This window comes from bacterium, from assembly GCA_035529855.1.
In the GTDB taxonomy this organism is placed as follows: Bacteria; RBG-13-66-14; B26-G2; order WVWN01; family WVWN01; genus WVWN01.
In genome coordinates this window covers 64,084-70,888 of the sequence record DATKVX010000039.1, presented here as the reverse complement: position 1 = coordinate 70,888, position 6,805 = coordinate 64,084, and the positions used below count along the sequence as shown (strand labels likewise).

The following is a 6,805-nucleotide window of genomic DNA, read 5'->3' as shown; positions in this document are numbered from 1 at the left end:
CATCTTCGAGGAGTCGGGCAAGATAAAGCCGGTGTGGTTCGCCTACGACGGCCGGCGCCTCGCCATCGAGCGCGTCACCTACGCCTGGCGCGACCGCGACGGCTCGAGGCAGATATACCACTACGCCGTGAAGGTGGGCGGAACCGTCTACGAGCTGGCGCTCGACACCTCGACGCTGAGCTGGCGCCTCGAGCGCAGCTACGTGGAGTAGGGAGGGAGGGCTGTTGCACCGCGGGGCCTTCGGGCCCCGTTCTAATCTCGGCCGATAGAGATGTGGGCATCCATCACAGGGTTGGCGCACGGCAGGCCGCTGTTGGGCAGCGGGCAGTTTAGCGGCGTTTAGCCCGTTACTATTAAGACCTTAGCAACAGTGGCGTATGTTTTCTTTTTATAGGTAAAAATGATTTCGTCGTTTTTGGATACCGTTTCTGTATTGAAGAAGGCGGTAATTTTGCGCGAGATGAGATCGAACTCCCGCTTCAACTTCCAACTTTCTTGTGGGTTATCCGGGTCTAGTAAGATGACGAATAACCTGTTATCGGCCCCGAACCTTTGGGCGCCTTGGCCCTCGTACATGCGAATCGCCAATTGTTGAGGGTTGTTTATTGCGTTAACGGGGTCGTACCCGCGGGGAAGGTAAGTTACTTTTAAGTCGAACGGTTGACCACCGAAAAATATATCAATTCCCTTCACAGCCGTTATAGTCGGAACGATTTTTGGATGAGTACTTATCTGTTCTTCGATGAGCACAGTGGTCCAATGATTGTACCAGCTACAAACCACATAGTTTTTTATAGCGTCGTAAAGGTTTTCTTCCACCCTCCTAAGCAATTCGTCATACCTTACGAATTCTCTAACATATTCGGCTTGGATTTTCCGGTCTAGTTCTCCTTGGATAACACCCCATGAAAAAGAAGTTACTTTCGACAGCTCTTGTTTTAGATCTTCGTCCGAGATGCGTTTTTTTCTATCCTCTATTTTCCTTATGGTAGCTTCTTTTATGAACGCATCTATAGTTTGAGTGGCAATTCGCGCCTCGAAGAACCTTTTGATTATGTCTGTTTTAGTCCCGCTCTTTTTAATACCTAGGTTCGAAGCGAATCCTTTAAGGAGTACTGAGGGAATACAGTTCAGCTTCAGGTTTAATACTTCTTTTTCACTCATTAATGGCATACGTTTTCCCTCATTTGTGCTTTTTAAATAGAAATATATATTCGTGTTTGAATATATAAAAACCACCCACCAGCGCCCGGTATTGCCAAAGCTCCTTTTGGTTGCGCTTGGCGCGGGTCTCGTCGAAGTTCTTGACGATTATACTTTTTAAGAGGTAATCCCTTTTTAGGACTTCCTCCATACTTAAGAACCCTAACGGTATCCATTCGCCCTTTGAATATTTATCGCCGATGACCAAGGCAAAATACCTGCCTCTTTCTAAGTATGGGGTCGCGTTGTCCACTGCTTCGCCAAGCATTTTAAGAAATGTTTTAGTATCGGGGGCGTTGGAGAGGTCGTTGTCGTCTTTGGAAAATTTAATTATGTCGTGGTAAGGGGGATGCATGATTAGGAGTTGAACTTTATTTATGTTTTGCTCTCGCAGTGCTAATCCGATATCTATTGTTCTTGCGTCGCCGATAACTGCGTCAGTTTTTACGCTATCTTTAGCTGGTTCCTTGGCGATAAGTTCTTTCGCTTGTCGAGCGACCTCGGCATTTAATTCGATGCCAACGCCGTTCCTGCCGAGCCGCCGGCACTCGATTAACGTTGTTCCGCTTCCGACAAAGGTGTCTAGTACCCAATCACCTTTCTTGGTATAGCGGAGCATCAATTGGTTTGGGATTTGGGGGATAAAGTTACCCCAGTACGAAGCGATGTGGGCGCCAGAATTATCCCTTTTATCTAGGATCCACAAGCTGTCGGTTATTATGGTGTCGTATTCTTTCCAGCGGGCGAGGTTTATATCGTTGATCTTAGTGGTTTTTATTTTATGGACGCTTTGCTCGAGTCGGTCAAGGTAATATTTTGCCCTTTCAAAAGTTTTTGCTTCTAAAACCTGATCTAGCTCGGAGATCAAGATATCGCGGCGTCGGGAAATGGTACCTCCGTCGCCGTCGATATTAGTGATACCCTCACTATCCTCTTTGGGATGGGTTATGAAATTTCTAAGTGCAAGTGTTTTGCTCTTGAGCCTGTTCAAGTCGCTTTGCGCTGTTATTTCCCGTAAAAAATCGAGGAACCGCTCTTTGTTTAAAATGATTTTACCGCGGCCGGTAGCATGGGTTTCTTTTTTGTGGAACGGTAGGTTTGTTGTAGTATCGCTCTTCATTTTATGCTCCATTCCAAGCTTACACGTTTTCCTGGGTGCAGTATAAGATTTGTCGTACAACTAGTCAATCTTTTCGCGGGACAGGTATTTAGAGATGTGGGCATCCACGACAGGGCTGGCGCACGGCAGGCCGCTGTTGGGCGGCGAGCGACCCGGGCCCGTCGGCCTCGGCCCCGGCGCCGAGGCCTACGGCGAGCGCTGGGAGCGCGTCATCATCTTCCTCGATATGAACGCGTTCTTCGTCAACGTCGAGGCGCGGGCCAAGCCGTGGCTACGCGGCAGGCCGGTGCTGGTGGTCGGCTCCCGGAAGGCGCGCTCCGTCGTCGCCGCCTGCTCCTACGAGACGCGTACGTTCGGCGTCAAATCCGGCATGCCCTCCGAGGAGGCGCGGCGGCTCTGCCGCGACGCCGTCGTCGTCCCCGCCGACATCTCCAAGTACACCCACGCCATCCGCGAGGTCGTCGCCCGGGCGCACAACTACACCCCCGTGGTCGAAATAGCCTCCATCGACGAGCTGGCCCTGGACGTCACGACGACGTTCCGCCGGTGGGGGACGCCGCGCGACTGCGCCGCGGCCTTTCAGCGCGAGGTCCGCGAGGAGCTCGGCCTCCCGTGCTCGCTGGGCGTCGCGCCCAACAAGATGCTCGCGAAGGTGGCCGCCGGCCTCGAGAAGCCCAACGGCCTCACGGTCCTCAGGCCCTCCCAGCTCGAGACCTTCCTGGAGGAGCTGCCGACGACGGATCTGCCCGGCATCGGCGACAAGCTGGGCGAGCACCTGCGGCGGCTGGGCGCGAGCACGTGCGGCCAGCTCGGCCGCCTGTCCTTGTCGCGCCTGAAGGCGCGCTTCGGCATCGTCGGCGAAGTGCTGCAGAACATGGGGCGGGGGATAGACCGCCGGCCGCTGACGGCGCACTACGACTACGAGGAGGCCAAGTCCGTCGGCAACACCATCACGCTCAACCGCGACACCTACGACGCCGCGGAGCTACGGCGGACGTTCCTGTGGCTGTGCGAGCGGGTGGCGCGGCGGCTGCGCGGCGAGGGGTACTGCGGCCGGTGCGTCTACGCCGTCGCGCGCTACCCGGACTTCTACACCGTGGGCCGTTCGCACCGGCTCCCGCGCTACGTCGACGAGGGGATGGACGTCTTTCGCGCGGCTTGGCCGCTCCTGCCCGGCGACATGAGCGAGCGCGGCGTGCGGATGCTGGGGGTCTCGGCCTCGATGCTGCTGTACCACTGCAAGCCGGGCAACCTCTTCGAGGTGAGGCGGGACCGCTTCACGGCGACGCTGGACGAGCTGAACCGGCGGTACGGCCGCGGCGCGCTCGAGCGGGCGGAGCTGCTGCCCGGCCTCCCCGGCGGCCTCTACGAGACGGTCAAGGCCGGCTGGCACCCGGGGTAAGTTTTTTAGGAATATTTTAAGTTGACGTTTCCAGCTCATAATTATATTATCACAACGAGGAGTAAAAAGAACATGCCGCGATTAGACCAACAAAAAATCCGCGATAGTTATCAGCGAGTTCTTTTCTCGAATAGGGTTAGTCCGAAAACGAATAACGGTTTAAAAGACCCGGCTTTTTTTGAAAATAAAAAGTCCCCTATACACCGCTGGGTCCCTTGGATCGCCGGGTTTTCGGCAGGCTTCGTCGATAGCGTTTTCGATTTGTACCTTCAATCGGACGTTGAAACGGAAACGCCCGTTATTTTAGACCCGTTTGCCGGCGTCGGAACGACGATATTTCAAGCGGTCGTGAGGGGCTACGACGCCGTAGGTTTCGATATTAACCCTTACGCTTCATTAGCGGCTAGTACAAAAGCGAGATGCCTTTCCGTAAATATCGAGGCGCTTAGATCTAGGGTATTAGAATTAGAGGACCTTTCCTCTAAATGGCGTAGTACGCCGGCCCCCAATATCGAAAAACCCCCTTTGAAAACTAAAGAACCGTTTTTTAGCCCCCGTATAGAAAAACAAGTACTACACGCGTTAGATTATATCGATAGAATAGATGACGGTCTTATAAAGGACTTATTCCGCATCGCCTTCGGCTCGGTGATGGTCGGCGTTTCGAATTATTCCTACGAGCCTAGTTTGGGGACGCGCAGGAGTGCCGGGAAACCGGCAATGAAGGACGCTGATTTTGCGCGGGTATTGTCCGGGAAATGTCGAGAGATGTTGGATGATATAATATCCGTAAAGGGGCTGATAAAAAGGCCAGAAAGTTTAGGGGATGCTAGGATAAGGCATGCTAATTTCCTTTCCGACCACCATACGGTCGAGGATAATTCTGTAGATTTATTAATAACGTCCCCGCCTTATTTGAATAACTACCATTACGTAAGAAATACGAGACCTCAATTATATTGGTTGTCTTTCGTTTCGAAACCTGATGAACAAAAGGGGCTGGAAACCGGGAATTTCGGTAAATACTGGCAAGAAGTCCGGGGCCTGGAAGACGTTCCTTTGACGTTCGAGTATGAGGAATTACGGGCGATTCTATCGGAATTAAAGGAAACCCGTAAGGAAGCCGGCGTTTACGGCGGCTCGGGGTGGGCGAACTACGTGGCTTCGTATTTTAACGATACCTACGTTTTCTGGGAGATCGTAAGTAGGGTATTGAAAACCGGCGGGAGTGCAGTAATAGTTATAGGTAATTCCGTAATCCAAGGTATTGAAATTGAAGTAGACCGATTATTCGGGGAAATCGCTCGCGAACACGGGTTAAAGTTCGTCGGTACGTACATTATTAGAGATAAACGTGTCGGTTCGAGTATTACGGACTCAACGGTAAGGTACGGTAACGGCGAAAAACGTAGCCTTTACGACGCCGCGGTCGTAGTGGAAAAACCGGGTTTATGAACGAGAAACCTTATAACCCTTTGGATAAAGCTAATCTTGGGAAAAGCTTAAAGGAAGCCCTTTTCGAAAGGGGCGTTACTAATTTACCCCCCGGGAGTTCTTTCGAAGGCGCGGGTATTTACGCCATTTATTATATAGGCCCTTTGGGTTATTATTCGCGCATTGCTGATAGGAACGCCGATGATAGATGGGGACTACCTATATACGTTGGGAAAGCAATACCGCCGGGATCGCGGAGGGGTATACTGCGTTTAGACGAACCGCCGGGTAACGCATTATATAACCGTTTGCGAGAGCACGGCGAATCTATAAACCAAGCAGAAAATTTGGATTTATCCGATTTTCGTTGTAGGTACTTAATTGCGGACGATATATGGATACCTTTGGGTGAAACGCTCGTCATAACTTCGACTAGGCCCGTATGGAATTTATACTTGGATGGCTTTGGCCTCCACGACCCGGGGGGCGGTAGGCGCAAGCAGCAACGTTCGTTATGGGATACCGTCCATCCTGGGCGCAGGTGGGCGGCACGCCAAGCTCCAAACAACCTTTCTATTGAGGAGATATTGGCGGCCCTCGGAAATTTCATAGACGATAATTATTAATAAATTGAAAAAACAATCCAACACATAGACCGCTGCGACCTACGACCGCGGGAGCGAATGAGATGGAAATAGGGTTTTATTGGGTTACTAAATACCTAAATCGAAGGTATGGACGGGTTCTTTTCGTTACCTATATAAGCCTTTTTATCTTAGTAATTTCTATAGGAATTTTGGCGGTTTTCGATTTTGAGGGAGATAAAATAGTAGCGTTGGCGACTATAATAGGACCGGTTTTAGCGGTTATTCTAACCTTTATATCGACTATTTCCGCACCCGACAACGACAAAAAAAAAGTCTTAAGGCTCTTGCCTTTACCCTATCCTAAAAAAGTTAATAAGAAATTCAAGCCCAGGCTATTGGTGATTTGCCATAATAGTTACATAGATCATTTCCGGGATTTTTTTAGCCCGTTTTTCCGGGTCGAATTCTTAAATGCGGTCGGCCAGATAAATAACGAATATGATTGCATCTTTGGAATTGGTGACAATCGACATTATACGGACGAGCATTGCCCCACTGGTTACGGAATTTACGATAGAAGGGTGGATATAGAAAACGCATTAAAGACTTATTTAAGCGGGGGCGGTAGCGCCGTATGTACCCACGATTTACACTTTTTTGGAGAAGTAGGTCATTTCGATAAACCTTACGTAACGGTTGAGGTCAACCCTTTCGATTACAATCACCCGATTTGTAAAAAGGTGGGTAGAGTAGAATTACCCGGAGAAGAAGGTTCGTACGGCTCGCGGATTATTAAATCCCACGAAGATATACCTAATTCTTTTATTAGAGGCGAACCCGAAGTACTCTTCAAGTTTTATCATTTAACCGATGAAGAAAATTTAGGTCACGGAACGTACGATGCTGCTTGGTTACTAAAATGGGATAAGGATTATTGGAATCTATTCTATTCCTATTTTAACCATAACGCCTCTAATACCACTAATAGAAAATTGAATATTATGTGGCTAAACGCAATTATTTATTTGATTTCAGAAAAGATGTAATCCGTCCGGTTTT

At 50.1% G+C, this 6,805-nt stretch carries 7 protein-coding genes; 5 read left to right on the top strand and 2 right to left on the bottom strand.

Annotated elements, in window-relative coordinates:
• Window positions 1-211 (top strand): hypothetical protein (locus tag VMX79_03645; protein ID HUV86185.1); only part of this gene is annotated, 211 nt, incomplete at its 5' end.
• 128 nt (window positions 212-339) lie between these two features.
• Here VMX79_03645 and VMX79_03640 read toward each other — a convergent pair.
• Window positions 340-1,173, bottom strand: coding sequence for a hypothetical protein (locus VMX79_03640; protein HUV86184.1), 834 nt, complete (start codon window positions 1,171-1,173; stop codon window positions 340-342).
• A gap of 10 nt (window positions 1,174-1,183) precedes the next feature.
• Entirely contained in the window at window positions 1,184-2,335 is a 1,152-nt protein-coding gene (locus VMX79_03635; GenBank protein HUV86183.1) for a DNA methyltransferase, read from the bottom strand.
• Window positions 2,336-2,417: 82 nt separating this feature from the next.
• Here VMX79_03635 and dinB point away from each other — a divergent pair, with 82 nt between their 5' ends.
• The 4 genes from dinB (at window position 2,418) to VMX79_03615 (ending at window position 6,792) form a co-directional block, all read left to right on the top strand.
• A complete protein-coding gene (dinB, locus tag VMX79_03630) occupies window positions 2,418-3,725 on the top strand; it encodes a DNA polymerase IV (GenBank protein ID HUV86182.1) in 1,308 nt (435 codons plus the stop codon).
• Window positions 3,726-3,797: 72 nt separating this feature from the next.
• Window positions 3,798-5,180: a site-specific DNA-methyltransferase gene (locus tag VMX79_03625; GenBank protein HUV86181.1), complete on the top strand. Its 1,383-nt coding sequence runs from the start codon at window positions 3,798-3,800 to the stop codon at window positions 5,178-5,180.
• On the top strand, window positions 5,177-5,785 hold the full coding sequence (locus VMX79_03620; protein ID HUV86180.1) for an Eco29kI family restriction endonuclease: 609 nt from the start codon (window positions 5,177-5,179) through the stop codon (window positions 5,783-5,785). The genes VMX79_03625 and VMX79_03620 overlap by 4 nt, the downstream gene beginning before the upstream one ends.
• Window positions 5,786-5,847: 62 nt before the next feature.
• A complete protein-coding gene (locus VMX79_03615; protein HUV86179.1) occupies window positions 5,848-6,792 on the top strand; it encodes a hypothetical protein in 945 nt (314 codons plus the stop codon).
• The last annotated feature ends 13 nt before the right edge of the window (window positions 6,793-6,805 follow it).

Excerpts from the sequence above, each read along its gene's own strand:
- VMX79_03620 (HUV86180.1), top strand. The coding sequence starts at position 5,177 with ATGAACGAGAAACCTTATAACCCTTTGGATAAAGCTAATCTTGGGAAA.
- dinB (HUV86182.1), top strand. The coding sequence starts at position 2,418 with ATGTGGGCATCCACGACAGGGCTGGCGCACGGCAGGCCGCTGTTGGGC.
- VMX79_03625 (HUV86181.1), top strand. The coding sequence starts at position 3,798 with ATGCCGCGATTAGACCAACAAAAAATCCGCGATAGTTATCAGCGAGTT.
- VMX79_03635 (HUV86183.1), bottom strand. The coding sequence starts at position 2,335 with ATGGAGCATAAAATGAAGAGCGATACTACAACAAACCTACCGTTCCAC.
- VMX79_03640 (HUV86184.1), bottom strand. The coding sequence starts at position 1,173 with ATGCCATTAATGAGTGAAAAAGAAGTATTAAACCTGAAGCTGAACTGT.
- VMX79_03615 (HUV86179.1), top strand. The coding sequence starts at position 5,848 with ATGGAAATAGGGTTTTATTGGGTTACTAAATACCTAAATCGAAGGTAT.